Origin of the sequence: Rhodococcus sp. NPDC057135 (assembly GCF_042670865.1) — a bacterium.
In the GTDB taxonomy this organism is placed as follows: Bacteria; Actinomycetota; Actinomycetes; order Mycobacteriales; family Mycobacteriaceae; genus Rhodococcus_F.
Map to the genome: position 1 here is coordinate 154155 of NZ_JBHUUU010000010.1, position 23497 is coordinate 177651.

20 protein-coding genes are annotated in these 23497 nt (G+C 61.9%); 3 read left to right on the plus strand and 17 right to left on the minus strand.

The features are described 5' to 3' along the window. Positions 1-63: 63 nt before the first annotated feature. From ACFT1A_RS20015 to ACFT1A_RS20025, 3 genes are read right to left on the minus strand one after another with little or no spacing between them, the layout of a single operon-like run. Positions 64-774: a hypothetical protein gene (locus ACFT1A_RS20015; protein WP_378448418.1), complete on the minus strand. Its 711-nt coding sequence runs from the start codon at positions 772-774 to the stop codon at positions 64-66. Next, a complete protein-coding gene (locus ACFT1A_RS20020; protein ID WP_378448419.1) occupies positions 771-1799 on the minus strand; it encodes an NAD(P)H-dependent flavin oxidoreductase in 1029 nt (342 codons plus the stop codon). The genes ACFT1A_RS20015 and ACFT1A_RS20020 overlap by 4 nt, the downstream gene beginning before the upstream one ends. 60 nt (positions 1800-1859) lie before the next feature. After that, on the minus strand, positions 1860-3071 hold the full coding sequence (locus ACFT1A_RS20025; protein ID WP_378448420.1) for a YbfB/YjiJ family MFS transporter: 1212 nt from the start codon (positions 3069-3071) through the stop codon (positions 1860-1862). A 94-nt stretch (positions 3072-3165) separates the two neighbouring features. Between ACFT1A_RS20025 and ACFT1A_RS20030 the strand changes: the two genes are divergently transcribed. After that, on the plus strand, positions 3166-4077 hold the full coding sequence (locus ACFT1A_RS20030; protein WP_378448421.1) for a LysR family transcriptional regulator: 912 nt from the start codon (positions 3166-3168) through the stop codon (positions 4075-4077). A gap of 37 nt (positions 4078-4114) precedes the next feature. On the opposite strand, the gene ACFT1A_RS20035 is transcribed toward ACFT1A_RS20030, so the two are convergent. The 4 genes from ACFT1A_RS20035 to ACFT1A_RS20050 all read right to left on the minus strand — a co-directional run bounded on the left by ACFT1A_RS20035 (position 4115) and on the right by ACFT1A_RS20050 (position 8128). Beyond that, a complete protein-coding gene (locus ACFT1A_RS20035; protein WP_378448422.1) occupies positions 4115-5071 on the minus strand; it encodes an ABC transporter substrate-binding protein in 957 nt (318 codons plus the stop codon). A 66-nt stretch (positions 5072-5137) separates the two neighbouring features. Further along, the gene (locus ACFT1A_RS20040; RefSeq protein WP_378448423.1) at positions 5138-5896 is read right to left on the minus strand and encodes an ABC transporter ATP-binding protein; all 759 of its coding nucleotides are present in this window, start codon (positions 5894-5896) and stop codon (positions 5138-5140) included. Position 5897: 1 nt separating this feature from the next. Next, complete coding sequence (locus ACFT1A_RS20045) at positions 5898-6764, minus strand: ABC transporter permease (RefSeq protein WP_378448424.1); 867 nt, start codon at positions 6762-6764, stop codon at positions 5898-5900. Positions 6765-6808: 44 nt separating this feature from the next. Beyond that, entirely contained in the window at positions 6809-8128 is a 1320-nt protein-coding gene (locus ACFT1A_RS20050) for an aryl-sulfate sulfotransferase (RefSeq protein ID WP_378448425.1), read from the minus strand. Positions 8129-8314: 186 nt separating this feature from the next. Here ACFT1A_RS20050 and ACFT1A_RS20055 point away from each other — a divergent pair, with 186 nt between their 5' ends. After that, positions 8315-9340: a LacI family DNA-binding transcriptional regulator gene (locus ACFT1A_RS20055; RefSeq protein ID WP_378448426.1), complete on the plus strand. Its 1026-nt coding sequence runs from the start codon at positions 8315-8317 to the stop codon at positions 9338-9340. A 102-nt stretch (positions 9341-9442) separates the two neighbouring features. Here the strand turns inward: ACFT1A_RS20055 and ACFT1A_RS20060 are convergent, their stop codons facing one another. Both ACFT1A_RS20060 and ACFT1A_RS20065 read right to left on the minus strand, forming a co-directional pair. Next, positions 9443-9913, minus strand: coding sequence for a hypothetical protein (locus tag ACFT1A_RS20060; RefSeq protein WP_378448427.1), 471 nt, complete (start codon positions 9911-9913; stop codon positions 9443-9445). Between the two features lie 114 nt (positions 9914-10027). Further along, positions 10028-10654, minus strand: coding sequence for a class I SAM-dependent methyltransferase (locus ACFT1A_RS20065; RefSeq protein ID WP_378448428.1), 627 nt, complete (start codon positions 10652-10654; stop codon positions 10028-10030). A 104-nt stretch (positions 10655-10758) separates the two neighbouring features. Here ACFT1A_RS20065 and ACFT1A_RS20070 point away from each other — a divergent pair, with 104 nt between their 5' ends. Then, entirely contained in the window at positions 10759-11007 is a 249-nt protein-coding gene (locus tag ACFT1A_RS20070; protein WP_378448429.1) for a DUF3253 domain-containing protein, read from the plus strand. Positions 11008-11051: 44 nt separating this feature from the next. Here ACFT1A_RS20070 and ACFT1A_RS20075 read toward each other — a convergent pair whose 3' ends face one another. The 8 genes from ACFT1A_RS20075 to ACFT1A_RS20110 all read right to left on the minus strand — a co-directional run bounded on the left by ACFT1A_RS20075 (position 11052) and on the right by ACFT1A_RS20110 (position 23167). After that, on the minus strand, positions 11052-11918 hold the full coding sequence (locus ACFT1A_RS20075) for an NmrA family NAD(P)-binding protein (RefSeq protein WP_378448430.1): 867 nt from the start codon (positions 11916-11918) through the stop codon (positions 11052-11054). Between the two features lie 56 nt (positions 11919-11974). Then, positions 11975-12475 (minus strand): hypothetical protein, encoded by a 501-nt coding sequence (locus tag ACFT1A_RS20080; RefSeq protein ID WP_378448431.1) that lies wholly within the window; start codon positions 12473-12475, stop codon positions 11975-11977. Positions 12476-12595: 120 nt separating this feature from the next. Continuing rightward, complete coding sequence (locus ACFT1A_RS20085; RefSeq protein WP_378448432.1) at positions 12596-13114, minus strand: MarR family winged helix-turn-helix transcriptional regulator; 519 nt, start codon at positions 13112-13114, stop codon at positions 12596-12598. A 286-nt stretch (positions 13115-13400) separates the two neighbouring features. Then, positions 13401-15326, minus strand: coding sequence for a hypothetical protein (locus tag ACFT1A_RS20090; protein WP_378448433.1), 1926 nt, complete (start codon positions 15324-15326; stop codon positions 13401-13403). After that, complete coding sequence (locus tag ACFT1A_RS20095) at positions 15323-16540, minus strand: VWA domain-containing protein (protein WP_378448434.1); 1218 nt, start codon at positions 16538-16540, stop codon at positions 15323-15325. Before ACFT1A_RS20095 ends, ACFT1A_RS20090 begins: the two co-directional genes overlap by 4 nt. After that, the gene (locus ACFT1A_RS20100) at positions 16537-18747 is read right to left on the minus strand and encodes a DUF5682 family protein (protein ID WP_378448435.1); all 2211 of its coding nucleotides are present in this window, start codon (positions 18745-18747) and stop codon (positions 16537-16539) included. The genes ACFT1A_RS20095 and ACFT1A_RS20100 overlap by 4 nt, the downstream gene beginning before the upstream one ends. Further along, entirely contained in the window at positions 18744-19832 is a 1089-nt protein-coding gene (locus ACFT1A_RS20105) for an AAA family ATPase (RefSeq protein WP_378448436.1), read from the minus strand. Before ACFT1A_RS20105 ends, ACFT1A_RS20100 begins: the two co-directional genes overlap by 4 nt. Further along, complete coding sequence (locus ACFT1A_RS20110) at positions 19829-23167, minus strand: DUF4132 domain-containing protein (RefSeq protein ID WP_378448437.1); 3339 nt, start codon at positions 23165-23167, stop codon at positions 19829-19831. Before ACFT1A_RS20110 ends, ACFT1A_RS20105 begins: the two co-directional genes overlap by 4 nt. Between the last annotated feature and the right edge of the window lie 330 nt (positions 23168-23497).

Sequence of the window (23497 nt, forward strand, 5' to 3'; positions counted from 1 at the left end):
TTCGCAGCACGGATCGCAGAGATCGGCGAACTCTGCTCGAGATGAGAACGCTTGCTGCGTGATTCAAGCCTGATCGAGAACCGGCGACGGAATCTTGTTGGAACGGTAGGAGTCTCCGCTCCGGTTCGGCCGCCAGAGACGCCAGTGTTTTGTGGACAGCCGGAACGGGAGATGGTCTTGTAGGTGACGCGCACCGGACGACAACCGGTCGTCTGCAGGCAGGTTGAGCCACAGGGACAGTGAAGACGCGGCGTTGCCGAACATTGCGCGAATTCCAGAATCCCCCAACAGCCGACCGTACCCGTCAACAGCGAAGCGGCCGAACGCGTCCGGAGTGACATCGGGGTATGGCGCGCTGGTGCTCGGGTCGATTAGACGCACGCGCGCACTGTAGGTCAATGCCGCGAGCGAACGCCCGTAGGCCGTCACGGCCTCGGGGCCGACCGCAACGAGGGCGTCGAGCGCTTCGGTGACGGATCCGGCCGCCACGTTCCATTCGGTATGGGTTTGCGCTCTGTGGCGGGGCCCACCGAAGAGTTCGGTGGCAAGCGATGACAACTGCTCGGTCGGCACTTGCGGTGCACCCTTGTAGATTTCGAACGTCCACGACGGCAAAGACACTGGTTCGGCGCAGGCCTGCGAGAACGTGTGCAGGCACTGAAATGCCTTGTCAGGCCTCTTGGCTCGAAGCGAGTGCGCACCACCCACAGACGCCGGCAAACCGTCGTACGTCACTACCTCCGGCAATGTGATGTCCTGTGTCCGCGCCATCACAAGTTGGTCAATCGCGCGAGCACTACCTCTGCCGATTCCGCAGTGGCGTGGCGGTACCCGGTCCCGGCCCACAAGTGCATTCGCTCGGGATCACTCTGCGCGACGGCGGCTTTGCGCATGGGATTGGTCAGGTGATGGATCGCTGGATATCCGATGGGCGCCTGTGCGTCGTAGCGGTCGATGAACTCGTTCCGAAGTGCCCGTGCGGGACGTCCCGTGAAAGCTCTTGTTACGACGGTGCTTCCGCGCGACGTGTCGGCCAGAGCTGCCTTGTGGGGAGCCGATGCACCACTCTCCTCGGCGCGAAGCAGCACAGTACCGACTACCGCGGCCTCCGCTCCGGCGCGTACTACCGCTGCGACGTCGGCGGAGGTCGCCAGCCCACCGGCCGCCAAGAGCGGAACCGACGTGCGGTGACGGATCTGAGCGATCAGCTCGGTGATCGGTGTTTCTGCCGGAACCTGCAGGGGAGTAATGGTTCCGGAGTGACCACCGGCAGCCGAGGATTGAACGACCAGGAGGTTAGCTCCCGCGTCGACCGCAAGAACTGCCTCTGCCTCCGAAGTCACGGTCAGCACGACAACTGAACCGGCCGCGCGCAGCGCCTTGACGACCGCGGGCCCAGGAAAACCGAAAGTGAAGCTGACCACCGGAACCGGGGTTGCCAGAAGCAGATCGATCTTGTCCTCGAAATAGTCGTCGTCCTCGACCGGTTCGCCCTGGGCAAGTGTGACGCCGTATCGATCTGCCTCGGCCTGGATCGCCTGGGCGTAGGTTCGGAAAGCGGCGGCGTCCACCGGTACCGGGTTGGGCGCAAAGATATTGACGCCGAACGACACTCCCGCGGCACGAACGATGTCGATCTGCTCGGCCAGAGCCTGTGGCGTCTTGTACCCGGCGGCAAGGAAGCCGAGACCGCCGGCCCGAGAAGCAGCTGTGACGAGAGCCGGCGTTGACGCACCGCCGGCCATGGGGGCCGCGATGACAGGGACCTTCAGGTCGAGATCGGTTGTGAGTGCACTCATTCGAACATCTCCAGTCCTTCGACAGATAGTGCTTCGACGGATAGCGCTCCGCCGGTTTCATCATCTGACATCAAAAACTACCTCCTTGTTCGAAGTGGCCGTCCGATGGCCCGCGTCGAGGTCGGCAGGGAATCGGAACCGCAATGCTGTGGCGGCCACAGCTGCCGTAAGGACGACGGCACTGCCGAGCAGCAGAGCATCGCGATACCCGTCTCGCAGCAACGGAGTGACAACGAGTGGACCGAGAATCTGACCGACGCTGTAGCCAGCGGTCAGCAGCGCCACGGCGCGTGGGAACTGCAGGTATGCGCCGATTGCCAACACGATGGACCCGACACCGAGGAAGGTCACGCCGAACAGGAAAGCGGAAATCAGCGCGGGGCCGACGCCGCCGATCACGGCAGGCAGCGCAATGCCGATCGCCTGTATCAACAGTGCGACGAGCAGCAAGGTCGGTCGCGACCAACTCCGGCTGAGCCAGGCCCATAGGGCGCAGGACGGAAATGCGGCCAACCCGACCACGATCCAGGCGGCGCTGCCTACCCATTCGGGTGCGGCGAGATCGATGGCGGCAACTAGGAACGTGCCCGCGATGATGTAGCCGATTCCTTCCAGGAAATAACAGATGAACAAGGCCGTGAACCAGCGATGGGCGCGTGGGGGACCGGTAGTTCCCGGGGCGTCCGGTGTGATGATCGGACGCGATTCCGGTGACAGCCCCCAGGCTACGACCGCGCACATCGCTGCAAGGGCCGCGGACGCCAACCAGGCAGTGGTCCAGGTGCCGATGAAGCGGATGACGAACACGAGGACACCGGACAAGGCGATACCCAGCCCGACTCCGCCGAACCCCCATCCGGCGAGGTGTTGGAACTTTCCCCGAAGGTGCGCGTGCAAAGCGCTGACAGCGATCATGAATACGAGCGCACTGGCGATGCCTGCGACGAGCCTCAGGGCGAACCAGATCGATCCGTCGTGCGTGGTGGGCATGAGCGCCAACGTCGCGATGAGGACCACCAACGAAGTACGCATCGCCGCTGCCGAACGCACGACCCCTGGAATGAGGATTCCGGCGAGCGCGCCGATGAGATACCCGATGTAGTTGGCGGTGGCCAGGGTGGCGCCGAGCGAGGCGGACAAGCCGGCCTGAGTGTGCATCAACGGCAGGATCGGTGTGTAGACGAATCGACCGATTCCCATGCTCGCGGCCAGCGCAGCGGCAGCTTGGACAGCGTGCGTACGCGGAGAGACTCCATTCCGGGCTGAGGTCATGGACCTATCGTGTGCCCGGTCGTGCCGGACCGCCACGACCACTTTGCTCCTGACTGATAGGCGCAGCCTCCCACCGCACGTAGCATCTGTGATCGTGGAGCTTCGTCAGCTGAGATACTTCGAGGTCGTCGCCGAGGAACTGCACTTCGGCCGGGCCGCGGGACGGCTGCTGATAGCCGGGCCCTCGTTGTCGCAGCAGATCATGGCGCTCGAACGAGACCTCGGCGTCAAGCTGTTCGTCCGCGACCGCCGCTCCGTCGCGCTTACCCCCGCCGGCGCGGCCCTGCTCCCCGAAGTCCGTGCGTTACTCGAGCGAGCCGAGAATCTGCGTCGTCGCGCGGAACGTCTGTCCGGAGCAGAGCCTGTCCGGATCGGCTACGTCAATTGGCTTCCGACGGATCTGATCGCGCGCACCTCTGGGGTCGCGCAACTGCACGTCGACCCGTGGGTGGTGCCCTCGCACGCGCAGGCCGCGCGTGTGGCAGACGGCAGCCTCGACCTTGCCATAGCCTGGGTGCGGAAAACCGATGTCGCCCAACATGGTCTGAAGGCTCGACTACTCGGCGCGGATCGGATTTACGCAGTCTCCGCCGGTGCGGACACCACACCCGTGCAGGCGCGAGACGTGGTCCTACTGGTAGACAACGACACCACCTCCTGGTTGTCGTGGAACGTCTTCGCCGAAGACTTCGCCCGCGATACCGGCGCACAGATCCTGCGTATCAACGACGGCGGTATCACCGGCCCCGCATTCTTCGATCACGTCCGTGCCATCGGCCGCCCCGTGGTCAACTCACCGAAGGGCCAGACCACAACTCTGCCAACCGATCTCACTGCACGCTCGGTGGTCGACCCGGCGGCAATCTGGACGTGGTCGCTTCTGTGCCGCGAGAGTGAAACGCGCCCTGCCGTTCTCGCGGCCGTCGATGCTCTCACTCGCGAGGTTGCCGATCTCGGAATCCATGAAGACGGAATATGGCTACCGGCCGACGACCCCTACCGGTAATGGCGGAGGGCGACCCTATTGCGGCGCCCTCATCCAATCAAGGTTTGATGAAACGAGTTTCGAGAAATTCGGCATAGTCGGGCAAGCCGACGCCAGCCACGATATTCCCTTCAGCTTGCGCCCATTCTGCAAGTTCGTGCAAATCGGTCGCGAGGTCCGGCGCGAGCTGGAGAGTGAAGTCGAATTCACCCAGGATCGATCGCAACAGGTTGGCATCGAGCTGAGTGGACTTGGCTACGGCATCAATGGCTTCGTCGTTCTTACCGGTCAGGCTGGCGCCGGCTTCACGGATCGCGGAGAAGAACTTGGTAATTGCCTCGCTCTTGGCTGAGATCGCCGTCTCGGTGGAGAGGTACAGGCTGTGCTGACTGTATGTGCCGCCGGTCAATTCGACAGCGTCTTGGCCCAACGCCTCGATAGCCTGTGCCTGATATGGCTGAAAGATGGAGACGGCGTCGACATTGCGCTGACTGACAGCAGTAACGACGGCAGAGGGCGAAACCTGGACAAGATCGGCCTCAATATTTCCGGCAGTCAGTGCATTTGAAATGTAGTAAGCCGCACTGGTGCCCAGCGGGGTTCCGACGGATTTGCCGGCGAGGTCGGCGGTGGTGTCGATTCCTGCGTCACGTCGGGCGACGATCTTGGATCCCCGCCAACGTGATCCATCACCGACAATGCGCAACGCCGGGTTTCGGACGACCGCAGCCGAAGTGGGAACGTCAGCGGCGGTGGTGATGTCGACCTGGCCGGCGGCCAAAGCCTGTAGCGCTTCCACACCGGAGGAAAAGTTCACGACGTTGACTTTTACGTCCTGAACGTCGAACAATCCGGTCTCGGCGGCGACGGGGATCTGCGCCCACGACGGGTCGACGACGAATCCGACTGTAAGCGTGGCGGAATCGGAATCCGTACCGGCGCATGCGGTGGCCGATACGGCGATTGCCAAGGCAGCGACCGCGCTCAGAAAGACACGGCGTAGAGATGTGGTCACGATAGATCGTCCTTTGCAAATGAGTAGAAGAACGGCGGGAACGCCGCCCGTCGCAGTCAGAGTTCGTTACTGCACTGCATGGTCGATGCCGAGCTGGTGATGCAGGGTTTTGCGAATTTCGCTGTAACCGGGCAGGTCTGCGAGGCTGTCGGCAGGGCGTGGGCGGTCGAGCGGATTGACGATGCGCTCGGCGATACCACCGCCGCTCAGCACGTTGATGGTGTCACCGAGCCGAATCGCCTCATCGACATCGTGGGTGACAAACACAACGGTGCGGTTAAGGCGCGTCCACAAATCGATGAGCAGGTCCTGCATACGCAATCGGGTGAGAGCGTCGAGGGCAGCGAACGGTTCGTCCATCAGCATCACCTCGGGCTCGCCGGCGAGGACACGCGCGATGCTCACGCGCTGACGCATACCCAAGGACAACTCGGCGGGTCGTTGCCTACTGACCTGCGGCGCGAGCCCGACCAACTCGAGTAGTTCACCGATACGCGCCTGGCGAATCTTGTGCGGCAGTCCGCGGGCGACGAGCGCGAAATCGATGTTGTCGGCCACCGTCATCCACGGGAACAACACGTCGCGTTGAAAAGCGACACCGCGCCGAGGGGCGGGGGCGGTAACGATCTCACCGTTGTCGGTGACACTGCCACGAGTGGGGGTGGTCAGTCCGGCAAGACAATGCAGCAGTGTGGATTTGCCGCTTCCTGATGCCCCGACGAGCACCGTGAACGAACCTTCGGGGATGGTCATCGAGATGCGGTCGAGAGTGGGTCGTGGGGTCCCCGGGAATTGGACAACCAGGTTGTGGGTCTCTATGGCCATGTCAGTGTTGTTCTTTCGCCCAGCTGATGAGTGGTGCCGTAGTTGTGTTGACAGCGAAGTCACACAGCGCGCCGATCACACCCAGGACGACTAGGCAAAAGATCAACCGGTCGGCTTGGGAGAACAGCTGTGCCTGATAGATGCGATAGCCGATTCCGACTGTGGTGCCGGTCATTTCAGCCACTACGATCAGCACAAATGCCATTGCCGCTCCAACCCGCAGACCTGAGACGATGTCGGGTGCAGCCTCAGGAACGATCACCTTTCGCAACGTTTGCCACCGGCCCGCACCCAGACAGCGGGAGGCTTCGAGGTAATCGATTGGAGTGCTGGATAATCCGGCGTGACTGTTGATCCAGACAGGCACGAATACACCGAGCGCGATCACAAGGACCTTGCTGTCTTCACCCAGCCCGAACCACAAGATGGCCAGCGGAACGAGCCCGATGGTGGGAATCGGTGAGAACACCCGCAGCACTGGCTGGAGCAGTTTGCGTCCCGCTGTGGTTGTTGCGGTGACGACGGCGACGAGTAACCCGATCGCCGAACCCAACACGAAACCGCTTGCAGCCCTCGACAAACTTGCAAGGATGTCATCCGTGAGCAGGCCGTCCCGCCATAGTGTCAGCCCGGCCGAGAGGATTTCCGGGACACTGGGCAACAGCTGTCGAGGAAAGCGGCCGGTGGCCACGATCACCGACCACAGCGTCGCGGCGATCATCAGGCCGAGAAGGGTCCAGCCGGCCGAACCGAGTCGCACACCGATCTGTTGGATCGCGTCGGCAGGCAACCACGCCTTGCGCGGCGAAGGCGCTACGACACGGTTCGGCGCCGATTCGTCGGCACGGGGTGGCAGACCGGTCGTCATCGGTTACCTCTCATGAGTTGATTTGGGCGGAAACGCTTTCGCGTTCAGTTCCGGCGACGCAGATCGATGTGTGGCAGTGCGATAGTCGGTGGGCGAAGCGGGGTCCATTCGAACGGGACCGCCTGCGACCGGTACACCAGCGGAGTCAGACTGAGGCGGTCGACGCCAGGTACCCGAATCTGTGTGACTTCGGGCTCGCCGGCAACGCCGTACCCCTCGTACGGGCTGTGGTACTCCCACACCACAGCACCGCCGGGTGTCACCTGGAACAGGCGACCTTGCATCCCCTCGGTGATCAAGGTATTTCCGTTCGGCAATCGTTGCGCGTTGCTGACGAACGAACTGAAGAAGGCCCAGGGAGGTTGCCCTGAGTCCTCAGCGGTGTACTGCCAGACGATCTCCGAAGTGACCGGATCGATCTCGAGCACCCGCGAGCCGGCATAGATTCCGATCGCCGCCGACGGGTAACCCGCTCCACCCTGATTGTCGAAAATCAGAATGTTGCCTGCCCCCGGCAGTCCCGGGGCAATCATGTGCGGATTGTGTTGTCCCGAGGTTTGATCGAGTGGACGGGGCACTTTGTGCACACTGATCCGCTGATGTTGGGCACCAGCTTGCGCTGTGTAGTAGGGGCCGCACTGCCACACTGGCGATCCGGTGGATCTGTCGATTAGAGCAACGATGTTGGCCTTACGGAAGCTGATCACGATGTTGTCCGGCGCAAAGACACCGTCAGGGTCGACATCGTGCCAGCGGTTGGGTCCCAGCGACTTGGCGCTGTTCATCTCCAGGTATCCCCAGGGGTCTTCCGGGTCCCGGGCGACGGTCTCGCGCAGCGCGGCCCAGCCTTCATCGGAAAATCCGAACTCTTCCAGGTGATCACCGGCCAGCCACGACCACACAATGGCGCCGTCCGGAGCGACTTCGTAGAGACCTTGGTCGCCGACTACATGATCACCGAGAGTCGGCACCACCCGTGGAACGGTCACCAGGATCAGCCGGTTGCCGTTGGGCAGTAACTCCCAGTCGTGGTTCTGGCGCGCAACTCCGTCGGGGGCCTCGGCACCCCACTCCCAGCGTCGCTCGCCTGCCCAATCAAGCTGACCGATGGTGCCATTGGCATAGATGCCACCGCGAGGATCGCCGCTCGCGGACAACTGCACACCCACGTCGCCTACCAACCCGTCGTTGAGTGCAGGGTCGAGTATGCGGGGTGGAACACCCGCATATGGCCACTCGTGCAGAACCGCCCCTGCAAGGTCTATCAGGCGGGTCACCGAGTCCGCACCCGTGAACAGCACATAACTGTCGTGGACAAGTTCGGGGTCCAAATAAGTGACGCCAGTGAGCCTTACGAATGCCATGCCGACTACTCCACCAATCCTCTGTTACGTCCGCGAGTCGATGCCGCAACTCTTCTAATCGATTAGATTAGGGACGGCCCCAGGGCTGTGGAACTGTCACAATCATGGTGATTCAATCTCTTTTCCCATGAGCGATTATGGGCTGCGGTGATGGCTGGGCAGATGATGAGGCAAAGGAGGGTTGCAGTGGATGCCAAACGTCCGACCGTCGCCGATGTGGCGCGACGTGCAGGTACATCGACGGCGGTGGTGAGCTATGTGCTCAACGACGGCCCCCGCCAGGTTTCAGATGTCTTGCGCGCCCGAGTTTCTCAGGCAATGGCCGAGTTGAACTATCGACCTGACCGACGCGCGCAGGCATTGCGCAGACAGCGGCGGTGGCGACAGATCGGTTTGTTGGTACCCGATTTGACGATGCCGTTGTTCGCGGAGTTCGTAGGCACCATCGAAAGGCAGGCACGCGCCCGGGATCACCTCACCATCGTCGCCAACACCGGTTACGATCCCGTGCGAGAAGTGGAGTTCGTGTCCGCATTCGTCGAGGCCGGTATCGACGGACTCATCGTGGTAGGCGCTTCCAACGCAACAGGAACCGCGGCGATGTGCGCGCAAGCTCGAATTCCGGTGGTCTGGATGCACAACGTCCGCGGTAACGTTGACGCGCCCATCGTCGGAGTCGACCACGTACAGGCCGGGGAGATCGCGACCCGTCATCTCGTCGAAAGGCACGACTGTCGCGACATCGCCTTCGTCGGCGGGTACACCGAGGCTGACGTACATCATGGGGACCGCGAAACCGTCGAGCAGCGCTATCGAGGTGCAATTACCGTCGACGAAACCGAAATCGTGCACATCCACACAGATCTCACCGCCGATGGAGCCTACGACGCAACACGAAAGTTCCTGGACACGTGCACTGTGCCTCCAGCCGGCATTGTGGTCGGCACCTACGGCCAAACCTCTGCAACAACACGAGCCGTTATCGACCACGGATTGCGGATCCCCGAGGACGTCAAGATCGTGGCATTCGACGGAAGCCAGGCGAAGTACGGACAGTTCGACATGACCAGCGCCCAACAACCGGTTGAGAGCATCACCCAGCACGCTCTCGAAAGAATGCTGACTGCCACGGCCGTCTCGCCCGACACAGCCGAAGCACACTCAGCGCGCTGGGAACCATTCCTGCACGTCGGCAACACCTGTGGTTGCTAACCGCATGCACACCGACCCGTCGCACAGCGGACTCGGAATTCACCACTAGTTGGGTGCCACCGCCATCTGGCAGCCGGAACGGCCGACTTCGGATTGGTAATTTCAGCCCTCGCCCGACTGCCGATTGGCTCCGCCGTTGCGAGCTTCGATGGCCTCGATGGACTTCGTGAACGACTTACCCAGCACCTGTGTGCCGAAGAGCCCGAGTACCGATGCCAGGAGCTTTCCCTTGAGATTCTTGCCGTCCCGGACCACGACGGCGTCGACATCGGTCAGGCCAGTCGGTTGCTGCGTAAGTGTGTAGGTGTGGCTCGACGCCCCGCCCCACAAGTTGGAGTCGGTGGTTGTCATCACGACGCGATGCGGGTCGGTCCAGTCGTAGTGCAGGCGTTCCCAAATACCGCTGGAGCCCTCCGTGACATCCGCGTCGTGGGGCCCGTGTTGGTGCACTTTCAGGTAGGTGTCCGCGCTGCGGCCGAAGATTTCCTCGCGGCCCGGCCCGAAGTCGGTCAGGCCGGCGAGGACCTGTTCGGGCGTCGCGGTGGTCGTCTGGTGAAGATGGATCGTGGTCATGGCGCCTTCCTTCAACTGTGGATGATCCGGTGCTGAAAAACGGGTGAGTGACCCATCCAGCACACCACTCACGTGAAATGAATGAAAGAGGACTGCTCGCTCGGTCTCGATCTCTTATTCGCTGTTGCGCCTTCTGGCAGTGATTGCGCCGTGCGGCCTGTAACCGCTCCCCGTGCGGGTATGGGTCTCGATCACGTCGAAACCCGCTGTGACCAGCAACTGGGCAAGTTCGGTCACCGGCCATCGATAGCCAGTCGTCGCGGCATGATCAAAAGGCTCCACGATTGAGCCCTCGAAGAAGCCGACCAGCAAACCACCACCTGGGCGGATCACTCGCGCGAATTCAGCGAGCGGTGCCTCGATATCGTGCGGGTGGTGGTGAATGAGCGAGTACCAGGACAGCACGCCGCCCAGTGAACTTGTTTTCGCGTCCAATGCCTCGAAGCCCCCGACCTCGAAGGAAAGATCTGGGTATTGGGTGCGGGCTCGTTCGACGAACTCGGGAACCAGATCGATCCCGCTCACAGCCAGACCGCTCTGGGCCAAAAAGTCTGTCCACTGCCCCGGCCCGCAACCGGCATCGAGCACGGGGCCGGTCAGAGCGGCAGCCCAACTGGTCACCAGGGCCCGATCGGATGCGTGCGTCGAATCCATGGAACCGAAGAGATCTGTGTACTCCTGGGATCGGGTCGAATATGACTCTCGGACTACATCACGGCGTCTTGCACTCGAATTCTCCACGCCGTCAATAATTATCGATGTGCACCTTTCCTTCACTACAACTCGCCGGGCCGAAGGTTCATTCGCTGTTGACTGCGAGCGGTCACGACCGGAAGGTGTTTCATATGGTGGAAGAAAAGGATCTGTCGGCGAAGATCCGGGAACTACTCAGCACGCGATCAGCCGAGTCGAGCATCTGCCCCTCAGACGTGGCTCGCGCGACGGCGCCCGACAATTGGCGTCCGCTGATGGAACCCGTCCGAGAGGCTGCCCGCCGAATGGTCGCTGACGGCGAAGTCCAGATCACCCAGGGCGGCGAAGTCGTCGATCCTGAATCCGCACGAGGTCCGATAAGGATTCGCTGGGCTCGTTGACCAACCGAGTGACCTCTGCCGGGTACTGCTCACCCAGCGTGACGTCAGCGGAAACGGTCCAGATGCTCACGCAGAAACGCATCGAGGCTGCGGGGCTCGCGCCCCAGGACACGGACCACCGTGTCCGTGGGTGCTTCCGGGCGCGAGATGGCAAGGTGCTGGATCTCCAGAATGTGCTCGGCGAGCCATGGAGGCATATGGGCATTGTCGATGAGGTTTTGCCGCAGTTCGTCCGGTTGCAGGTCTATGTAGCGGACGGGGCGACCAAGCATGCGGGTCAGAGAATCGGCGATTCCGCCGTAGCCGACTGCCTCGCTGCCTGTCAGGACGTAGGTGCCGCCGGCGAGGTCGGCGCGCGTGAGCACGGCGGCTGCAACGTCACCGATGTCTCGGCAGTCGATCCAGTTGCACGGTGCGTCCTTCATCGCACCCAGAATGACCCCCTGCGCCGCCACCGCCGGAGCCAGGAGCAACAGATTCTGCATGAACGCATAAGGGCGGAGCAGAGTGTGGCGGAGCCCAGAGGCGCGCAGGTGTTCTCCGACGGCATGGTGGCCACGGGAGAGAGCGATGGGGGAGTCGGCTGCGGCTGCGGGATCGGAGATCTTGACGATGTGTTCGATGCCGCTCTCGGCTGCTATGTCGATGACGCGCGTTTCGAGCTCCACCTGTTCCGGGCCGTTGGCCATGGCGAGGAAAAGCTGTTCGGCCCCTTTGAAAGCCGTGCGTAGCGAAGTGGGGTCTGCGGCATCGGCCGGCACCACTTCGACCAAACCGTCGGCCAAGTCGCCGAGCTGGGCGCGCAGCCCGTCCGGGTCGCGTGACAGCGCTCTGCTCGGTACACCCGAGGAGGCCAGACTGCGTAGCAACGCGCCGCCTGTTGTTCCGGACGCTCCCATGATGACGATCATCGTGTTCCTTTCGACTGTTCCCCGGAAAACCGGGACTTATTGATATGTGTTGTCTGTCAGCGATTCTGACGGCGCCATCGCCAGCTCACGATGACGGCAGCGACCGCGGCAGATATCGGCAGATCGAACTGCAGGCGAGCAAGCCAAGCGGTGTCGACCACGCTCGTGTGATCTGGTAGCCAATGCGAGGCGAACCATCCAACAAGTCCGGCGATTGCGGCGGCTCCGACGGCAAGAATTGCTGCCACCAAGACGCGAGGCAGGGCCGTGGTCCAGGGTCGCGACCTTGCGCGGCGCTGCAGCCAGGAGCCGATCAGCAACGCCACCACTGCCGAGGTGCCCGCGATGGACGTAAATGCCGCCAGCGTCAGACCCGCCTGCCCGGACGCGACTCCGCCCGCCCCCGCCATCAGTGCAGGGGCAAGGTAGGCGACCAGCACCTCGCGCCACAGCGTGAAGGGTCGTGCGGCGCGACGGTCGGCGACTGAGGCTCTTCGTTTGGAACTGGTGATCTTCCTATTGTTTTCGTGTGAGATCGGTGGGGTGAGTCCGGACATGAAGGAGACCAACTTTCCGATTATGATTAGGTGGCTAACTATTTGGGCATGGAAAGAGAAGCCTCTGTCGAAATTGACGGCGATTCGGATCGTTACGCGAACATCTGGGACCCAGGTGGACTACTCCGCAGTCAGCGCACCGATACCACGAACGACCCGCGAGAGCAGATCCAGAAACACCGCGCGCTCGTCGACGGTGAGCTCATCGACCATTTCCTCGAGACGAGCAAAGTGCTCGGGCGCCATGTCACGCAAACGCTGAGCACCGCGAGCAGTCAGGACGACCACGGCACCGCGCCCGTCCTCCGCAGAGGGACGCCGAGCGACCAATCCCTCCTGTTCGAGCCCGTCGACCAGGCCGGTGACCGTGGCCCGCGATACGCCGAGATCAGCCGCCAGACGAGATGGGGACTTCTCCCCGTTGTGGTCTTCCAGATCTGCAAGAAGTCGGTATCGACCGGTCGACAGGCCATACCTCGCAAAGTGAACCTCGGTCGCTCGGCCGAGCCGCGCGCCCGCCGAGATCAACCGCACCGCAACAAGTACCGCCTGCGGGTCGGCCCCGAGGCCGTAATGCTCCAACTGCCGCCGCGCCTGATCCAACGTGGGTGAGTCATCATCGGTTCCGTCCACTGCCATGCAACTAATATGGCACCTAACTACATTCTGGTCAACCCTCCACCAGAACTGGTGGCAACGCTGCCGAAACTGTGCGCAAGTTGCAACAGGTCCAGATCGGCATGACTGCGAGCCAGAACCTGTATACGTATTGGGAGCCCGTCAGAATTGAAGCCTGCAGGCAGGCTGATCGCTGGAACGCCAAGAAGCGCTGGTATGAAACCGAGCTCTGTGGAGTGGATGAGTAAGGCCAATCACCCGGCACACACCCATCACACGGGGTCGCAGCGAGGCAAAGCCGGGTGTCTCAACGTGATTCGATGGCCGTGACGATCCGGATCACGGCATGAACCCACGCATCTGCCGACGCCTCCAGCTCACCGAACGAAATCGTATCGGCTACACGTTCCACCGCTCGCGCCGTCGAACTCATACCGACCACGGATAATTCTGCAGCACAACGACGCAGTGCAGAAATGGTGGGTTGCCCCGCATTTCTCAGCCCACGGTGAGCGATGTCCGCGAGCACGGACAGGGCGCCCTCCAGGGCACTGTCGATTGCGTCCGCACCCCCCGTAGTGACTGCGCGAGTCATCGCCGCAGTGCCGACGCCTTCTTCGAGATCGGGGACGATGACACCGAGGTCGCATGCAATAGCGAACGGGGTCATCCACAACGCACCTGCTCGGACAGTCAGCCGACCGCTCACGGCCCGCGGACGTGCCGACATTGCCCGGACCATCGCGTCGATTGCGCCGGGCGCGTGTGCTCGATGTACAACGCTCACCTGCGCGTGGTTGCCACGCCCATCTCCGACCTGCATTGTCCACATCTGTTCTGCAGGTGTGTAATCGGTGCCGATTACAGAATCTATTCGCATCACTCCGACGCCATCGGTAGTCAGCCGGGCTCGGGCGAACGACGGCGTGCGCTCGACGAACCGGCGATGCATCTCGGCGTAGTCGTCCACCACGTTCATCGATTTTTCCCACGCGTCGACGCCGAGGGGGAGAATGGAAGTGCGCCCGATCCCTCTACGCCCGAGGCGGATTCTGTGGTTGGCACGGCGAACCGCTGATTCTGTGAGCACTGTCGATGAAGCCAACGCGGCGACCGTCGAACCGGCGATTCGGCGAGTCGAGATCGCATACCCGGAGAGTGCCTCGTCGGATTCACTCGACCAATCGTGACTCATGAGAAAGACTGCGTCCGAATCTGGTTCGGCGAAGTAGATATCGGCGGTAGTCGAATCGCCAGTCGCCGTCACCCTCGCTCCGAGGCTGATCAGGCGTGAACGACGCAGCGGAGTTTCACCGGGAGTCTCGGTCCCTAGTGCTGTCCCGGCAAGCGCTGAATCGGCCGCTTCACCGAGTTCGACCCTCGCATGAATCTCGGCGATGATCATCGCCACTCGTGTCCGACTGTGCCCGGCATGCCGCATCGAATAGGACTCGATCTGGTCGGTCAGTTCTATGCACGCATCGGCCAACCAGATTGCGGAACCTGCCTCAACGGTGCGTGCGACTCTGACCGCCGTGGCGTATTGCACCGTCGTTGTGGTGGAGAGACCGTCCACGAGGATCGTCCGCGCCAAGTTCTTTGCCATCGCACTCCGATCTGCATCGCGCACGACGGAACTCTGACCGACGTGCACATGGTCAGTTCCTGATTCGTCCGCCGCCCGAACCGCCCACACGGCAAGTGCGATCGCTTCTGCCGTCGTGTGTGCAGACGCCGACGAATGGGCGTGACTCAGTTCGTGGGGGACCAAGAACCGTACAGTGCAGTGCGGCAGTTCCACTCGCACCACAGGATCCGATCCTCGAGCCCGATGCACTGTTGCTTGGTAGCCCTCCCTCCTGGTCCGATTCGCCCGTGCCAGTGCCGCCACTCCGAGATACGCTCCCAACGCCTCGTCGTCGAATTCCCCTGGTGTCCAATCTATGTGATCGAGCCTCGACCCATGTTTCGCGCGATAGACGAGAACGAGACCGACACGGTGCCGGCACACCGCGCTTGCGCCACACGTGCAGGATGCTTCAAAGAAGGGAACTCCGGCAGGAAGACTGGTCTCGACACCGTCGCCGTACCGGACGAGGATGCGTTCGCTCGTCACAGAGAGTTCAGGCGTTTCGTCGGCGAACATACGCGCGGCGCGTTTGACGAGCCCGCGATTGGCGACCAGCGCAAGCGCTTCGTCGGTGAGCGCAGCCAGATCAGGCCGGGTGGTCATCGAATACAACCGGCCACGAACTCGGCCAGTCCTCCGGGAGTCATCGCGCCGACGTGCACACCCAGTCGCGTCAAACGGCGGGCGATTTCACGGTCGTAATCCGGGTCACCAGCATCGTCGAGCGCAGCAAGCGCCAGAACATGCACGCCGTTGTCCGTGAGGCCGGCAACGCTCCGAACGAACCGATCCGGTGCACTTTCGTACAGGTCGGAAATGATGACAACAATGGTTCGTCGCGGCGTATCTACCAGTTGCGCTGCATAATCGACAGCCTTTGCACCGTCGTTCCCGCCTCCCAATTGGACGCCCATCAAGAGTTCGACCGGGTCGAGAACCTCGGACGTGAGATCAACAACGTTGGTGTCGTATGCAATGAGGTGAGTCCTCAAACCGGGGACATTCCAGAAACATGCAGCGGTTATCGCCGAGTGGATGACAGAGTCGATCATCGATCCGGACTGGTCGACCAGCAGTATCAACGTCCATGTATCGGTGTGCCGACGAGTTCGTGAAGTGAACAACGGCTTTTCGATTGCGAGCTTGCGTGCTTGCGGTGACCAATGCTGCAGATTGGCGCGAATCGTTGCCTCGAAGTCGAAATTGCGCGAGTTACGAAACACTGTCCGATGTCGGCTACGTTTGCCGTGGAAAGTCCTGCGGACGTCCACCGAGAGCCTCTCGATCAACTCGCGTACGACATTGTCGACAGCCTTTTTTGCCATCGTCAGAACTCGGGGGTCCATCAGGTGTTTGGTACGCAGCACTGCACGAAGCAGAGTCACGCTGGGCTCGATACGCTGCAGCGCTTCCAAATCTGTCACCACTTCGGTGATTTCGTATTTCTCCACGGCGTCGCGTTCGAGTCGATGAACTGTCTCTCGAGGAAAGAGACGATGGATGTCGTCGAGCCAGTCCACGGCCGTCACCGTCGTTTCTCCGGGCCCATTGGGGCGATACCGCCCATCCTTGCGACTCGGCGGAACCGCACCGGGGGAACCGGGCGTATCTCCGACACCCAGGTTGGCACCAGACGTCACGGAGTCGGTCCCCTGCAGTCGGGAAGTTCCCGCGCGAACGCCCTGCGCGCTGCGCGCAGGGTCACGGCCGTACAGCCACTCCAACGCGTCGTCGCGTTCAGCCGCATCGCCCGTTGGATCACCGAGTACTCCGGCCGACGCGTCACCCAGGATCAGCCGCCATCGTTCGATGTTCATCGCATTCCGATCTGGGCAAGCGCGTTGTCCACCCGTGCGTCGAGCTGCCTTCCGACATCCAGAGAGTTCACGACTGCAGCTTCTGGTGACGACGTTGTCAGGCGGCGTGCGATGATGTCGCGTTCACGGGGAGGGAAAAATTCGAAGGACTGCCGTAGCGCGGGAAGTGCTGTCAGGAACTCGTGTTCGGACAGTCTGCTCACGATTTCGTCAACGGCGGTCAACACTGTGTCGCTGGACTCCGTGTCCAGAAAACGCTCACGTGCTACTCCGAACAGTCCGCACAACCAATCACCGAGATGTTCTGCAGGAATCGATCGAACGGCGTCGACTGCTGCATCGGGAGGAATTCGATCCCAGGACGTTCCCAGGGCCGACCCCCTGATGTCGACCGCGGCACCGCTGTCACGTGCCAGAGCGGTCAGTTCGTCGGTCGGATCAGTCGAGAGGATCTCCGGCGCATACTCCATCGCGTCGGATAACGCTGCGAGAGCGGATATTCGGGGAAGATCCGCGCCGCCGTTCGTGGCTCGAACTCGATGCGCCAAGGCAACGACCTGCGACGACGCCGAATCAATGATCGCCCCGAGCAGTGTGGACCCTCGGCTCCCGAAGAGTGAATCGTGCCGCCACAGGTCCAGAGCGGCCCGAAGCAGCAGACCGACGCCCCCGAGATCTCCTACGCCCTTCAATGATTCAGATGCGATCGACTCGGTTCGGTCAGCCACCGAGTCGAGTCCACACAGAACTGCATCGAACAGAATGTACGCAAGACGCTCGACATCAGCCGCAGCCGAAGTCAGCGAAGATTCCAGGGTAGCCCCAGCTGCCTCTACCAGAGTATGGCCTTGGGCTGCAGCCTCGACCAGTACCGGGAGACGGTCCGCGGAGTCGACAATCATCCACTGTTCTGTAGACACCACTGCAGAACCACTGCCTGGACCTGCAGTTCGCTCGAATCCTGGCACTCCCAGCACACGCAACTGGTGTAGTACACGACTACACCGACGACTACGCTCGTCAGCCAAGTCCAGCACAACAGGACCGGGTAGGAGGTCGAACTCCTCGAGGAGCATATCGACGTGACGAACCAATCCCGGTACCGGTGAATCAGGGTGCAGCGTGCCACGCCGATCACCTCGCATCGTGCGCATACAGGCCGAGATGACGGGGTCTGGTTCGGGCCCTCGAGGTTCCCCGGCGAGTGTCCAAGGCAGCGGCGATGCCAACGCCTCACCCACCAATGTACTTGCTGCAGCATCTAATACGTCTCGTCGCGTCGGCAGCGAGTGACCACGGATCGCGGCGAGTCCGAGTATCTGCGTACGGAATCCGATGAAATCCGTTGTCGAGACTCGATGATTCTGGGATCGCAAATCACGAACGATCGCCTCGGCTGCGACCTCCCCGGCCGATGTCGTTGCCTGCCAAAGCTTCTCGTACCACCACGGTGATTCCAGGTCGAGACGACTGTAAGAATAGGGGACCAGGTAACTGCCGATGTCGACATCAGGGCCCGCGGTCGGAACAGCGGGCCAGAATCCGTCGGTCGGTTTACCGCGAGCCAGTTCGGACATGATCGCCGGCCGATGACGCCCGCCGCAGACGACAACGACAGCACCGCTTCCGGGGCGCTCGCGAGCGGCCCGTACCCACGCCGCCATGTACTGTTCGCGCTCGGACACTGTGGCGTCATCTACCCGGATCGCATCGAAGTAGTCATCGAGGATGCCAGTCAATTCCTCGACAGTGAGCGTCTCGGCGCGCGACTCGACGACGTGATCCCACATCGCGTCGACCGTGTCCAGGCCCAGCCGGGTCGCCAATGCTGCTGCGGCCGCACCGTACTCGTCCGGCGGCCCGTCGAAAGCAGGGTGCCAGGCAGGAAGATCGATCAACCGAACCTCCGCCGACACCTTGGAGGCCGACCGGAGCGCGATCCATTCGGGAGACCAATCGGTGAAGGCAGCCCATGTCACGCGCGTGTGCGCTCCACGTCGCACGTGGGAGTACAACGCGATCGGTAACTTGTGATCGAGTTTCAGTTCATCGATTCGATCGGTGAAGTCTGCGGGGCCCTCGATCAGGACGTGCGTCGGCTTCAGGCGCTCAATGGTCTCCGCCACGATCCGAGCACATGCAGGGCTGTGGTGCCGAATCCCGATCACCACGACGTCGCGACCAGCGTCCACCTCAGCGACGCTCACGGTCCGGTCAGTCGTGCATGCGCCCGGCGTAGCTCTTGCCATGCCGCACTCGTCCGCTGCGACCCCAGTTTCTCGACGTAGCGGCGCAACCGGGCAGCATCCTCACTGTTGTCTTTCGTCGCCGTACCGGCCAGGGACTCGGCGAGGTCGGTGACGGTACCGGCGTCTCCTCGCAAGAACCACCCACGAATACCGGTGGCATGCGCAAGGGACACTGCTTCAGCAGTGCTCATCACCGATGACAGTCGCTCGACCGGCGATCCGGTCGCGGTGAATCCCGTACGTAGGTCACGAAACAGCGTGACCAGCAACTCGGTCACTGCCGGATCTTGTTCTGCGGCTACACCGGAAGCACGCAGCAAGGCCGCCGATTCGGTTCGCACGAGTTCGACTTCCGTGTCGAAATCGGTGATCGGGTGCACGGTCTCGAAGTTGAAGCGCCGTTTGAGTGCGGCGCTCATCTCGTTGACTCCACGGTCACGTGTGTTTGCGGTGGCGATCACATTGAAACCCTCACGGGCATAGACCATTGCGTCGTCGCCGGAAAGTTCCGGGACTGCGAGCACCCGTTCGGACAGCAACGACAACAGGGTGTCCTGTACTTCGAGCGGACACCGCGTAATCTCCTCGAAGCGCACGATGCGTCCCTCTGCCATTCCACGCATCATCGGCGCCGGAACCATCGATCGAGTCGAGGGGCCTTCCGCGACGAGCAGTGCATAGTTCCACGAATATCGGATCTGGTCCTCGGTCGTTGCGGCACCGCCCTGGATCGTGAGTGTCGAATCCCCGCTGACGGCAGCGGCGATCAGCTCTGACAGCAGCGATTTGGCAGTACCAGGTTCTCCGACCAGCATCAATCCACGTGTCGTCGCCAAGGTGACGAGTGAGCGCTCGACGAGCGATGCGTTGCCCACGTATTTCGGCGCTATTCCCAGCTCGACGTCGCCCATGACGAACGTCCGCGCCGACGTGAGGGTGAGACGCCACCCCGGTGGTCGCGGCCCGGTGTCTTCTTCGGCCAAACGCGCGAGTTCCTCGGCAAACCGCTCCTCAGCCGGCGGGCGCTGCACTCGTGCGGTCACGAGGCGAACTCTGCCAAGTCTGCGATGAGTTCGGAGACCGTCGCACGATCGACATCGTTCAAAGTCCCTCCGCGGAGATCCACCGAAACGAGCTTCTGATCGGGGTACCCGTTGTAGGGGTCTCCCGTCCCCATCCCTGGCTCCAGCCCCAGCAGAACAGATACGTCGTCGCTGAGCTGGTACAACAGGCCTTGTCCCCAGGAAGCGGGGTTCTCCCACACCGGTTCCCACCCTCTGTACGTCAACCGCAGCGCCTGACTGGGGCTGGCGGTTACTCCGGTGAATCGACTCAGACCACTCCCGTCGACGTCATCGGGTAGCGGATCGTGGACAGCACGGCCCAGTTGTGGAAATGGTTGCAAGATTTCGTAGTCGGCGAACACGTCGGACCACGTGCCCACCGTATCGGGTATGTGCGCGGGGTGCACGAGCCCGATCCGGCCCTCCGGCAGCTCTACGGTGTGGTCGTCGATGTCGGCCAAGGTACTGTCCTCAGCGACCCGGAACACGACCGTCGGCAGACCGCTGTCATCGAACGATGCCCACAGCAGTCGACGAGCGACGTGAATCAGCAGCGGATGGCCGAGTACGAAGTCGTCGAATTCTGTCCCAGTCCAGCGCCGCCCGGTAACCATCGAACGATTCAGGCGTTTGATCTGCTCGGCAGCAACAGCTTTCGCTTCTCGCTTCAGCTCGGTGAACCGCTTCTTCGCACTCTCGGCGAGAACAACGTCGTCATTTCTGGTGGGTTTGGGCAGCCCTGACGTCTTCTTACCCCCTCCGTCGAGCACATAAGGCACGAGAGCTTCCGTGAAACCGACAGTGAACATCCGCGGCCCATAGTCGAAATTCATAGTGCCGTCCGGCGTCAGATCGAGATCAGGAACGATCCGGTCGGCCAGCTGTTCTCGATCGAGCCCGAGACCGTCGGCGAGCTCTGCAACGCGTTGTGCCGCTCCGTTCTTCAACGACTTGAACTTCATTTTTCGCGAGATGTGATCGAGTTCTGTCAACGCGCGGGCTGATCCTTGTGCGGCTAATGCATCGAGACCGAGTTGCGCTCGTGCTGCACCATTCTCACCTGGCCATCGTCTGACGAGGGGCGCCAACCTTGTCACGGTTGAATCATCACCGAGCCAACCCAGCGCAAGAATTACCCAGTTGTCCTTCGACGGAGCGCCGGCACCCCACCATCGTTCGAACAGTTCCCACGCGGCCTCGGCGAGCGACGGTCGGTCGCAGTACGCGGTTACTACATCGAGTCCGGCGTAAGGAGCGTCCGCGGTTCCGATTGCGCACATCGTCAGGATCGTCGACACCGCCGATGCCGGCAGTGCGGCTGATCGGTTCACGTTCAGGATCGGTGGAAGTGACGAGAGATCTACCCAGACCGGAATTTTCGGTATCCGCTTGGGAAGCATCTCGAGCGGATCGAGGTCGACAATGCCGGCGACTGCCTGCGCGGCTTCGGGTCCGTACCGGTTCGCTCCGTCGACCACCGTCTCGCGTGAGGTTGTCCTGGCGAGCGCACGCAGGGCGGCGGCAGCATGATCACGTTGAGCCCCTGCCGGGCCCACTGCGTCCGGAACGAGTAGTGACACTGCATCTTCAGCGTGTCGAACGAGCCACGCCATCGCTGGTTTGCGGAGATTCTTCCTGGTGGCAAACATCGTCGCATGCACGCGCGCGACGTCGATATCAACATATGGCATCAAGTACGGTGCCGCGGCACCCGGATGAGCGCGAGTGAAGCGCAGCATCAGCGGAAGCGCATCGAGTTCATAGCGAGCGACGACGCGAAGTGGATCCTTGAGGGAAGTTCCGGGCCAGTCCGTCAGGAACGGGCGTGCGATTTCGTCTGGGGCCAGTAGAAAAATCACCCAGGTGTTCCAGTCATGGGCGGAACGCGGTGATACATCCTGTACATACTGCTTGTAATTTTCCCACGTGGTGTAGGAGTAGTCGCTCGGGGTGTTCTTGATTTGTTCGAGTTCACCTGGAAGCCAGACTATTCGGCTGATCTCGGGAGCAACAAGATCACCGATCACCGCGACGTCGAGCGCCTTCTTTCTGTTCGACCATGGCGGCGCGACGAGAATGGCCGGAAGATCCGTGGCCTCGGGCGTCGGCGTCGACAATTCGGCGATCCTTCGCCGTGCAGGCTCGGGAAGGGTAGGAGACAGCTCGGCGGCAATGTCGGGATTCGCCCTCACGTGACGGTCCAGCAGGTCGATATCCTTCTCTGCCAATATCTTCAATGCTCGACGTGGGTAATGTTGCATTGCGTGTAGAACCGCGGGCAATGCACTCTTCACGTGGCGACGTTCCACCAGAGCAGTGAACGCTTCGTCGGTGGGTATCGCCGAGAGTGCCCAGAGGATACGAAGCAGCGTCGCCTCGTCCCTCATGTGTCCGTACTGGTTTGGTTTGTCGAACGCATCGACCAACACTCCGGTAAGACCTGCACCTATGCCGTCCACTACTGCGGCAACCATCGCGTCGTCCTCGAGCCAACTGCGCATTCCGTGTGAGTCGGTCACCCGTTCGAGCTGCTGGACCGTGTTCGACGAAACCGTCAGCTGAGTGTTCCAGTGATACCACCGAGCGTGCATTCCCATGATGAGTTCTTCCGACCACCCTTCCTCGGTCGGAAAGATGTACGACGCCGTCAAACGGCGGGTGCTGTTGGTGCGCATCGACGACGCCACCTCTCGGGCTGCAGCGTAGTCCTCGTCAGAGGCTGTCGCCAACAGGCCGCGCACACGGTCGAGCATGTGCTCTCGGACCACTTGCGCATCAGGTTCGTCCGTCCGCCCGAGCTTCTCGCGCAGTACATACTCAGGCATCTTGTATCCCGCGGTTGGCGACTCACCGCCAAAGTTCGCCACTACAATTACCGCGTCGGGTCCCAGCTCTGACACAGGCACCGAAACATGGACGAACCGCAAGTCGGCCCATTCCAAGAGTGCTTCGACCGCGAAGACCAACCCGTGCCGTGCCACCAACCCGTCCACGAGAAGTGTCGATTGTTGCCGGTCATTGTCCGCGTAGCGGCCGAGTATGCAGTACAAAGCGGCCGCACCGACAGCAGAGATCTCACCGGATTGATACTTCCGGGCGGCGAGGGTGAGCTCGTCAGGATCAGGATCATTGACCAAATACGCTGAACTGAATTCGCGAAACTGGTCGTCGATGTCGAATTGTCGATCGAGTTCGGCACCAGCTGCGGGATCGACCGGTGCCACGTCGGCGACAAAACCGCCACGCCGGGGGTACTTCATCGGCAGCCACGACGCGGGCGGCACGGCAGTAGATTCAGTCGTGGTGTGGTTCACGCGTCTCCTCGAGATCCCGGCCCGGTCGGCGGGCGTAGCCAGAATGATAGCGATCCGAACGATCGGCTTGTTCGACATTCCCGCACGCGACCCCGACGGCGGTTGCGGTGACGTCCTCCTGCACATTGGCACAGGGCCGAACACGGGATCAACACCACACGCGACTGTTCGAGTATCTTTTGCTGCTGAGGATCGAGCCGCCGACGGAACGGTGGACCGCCCACGTCGCACTCACCGCGCAATCTTCAGGCGGCATGAGTCAACGAGTCGATCTCGATGGGCGCACTCAGGGCACCGTGTACTGGATTCACCCGGATCCGCTTCAGCCGT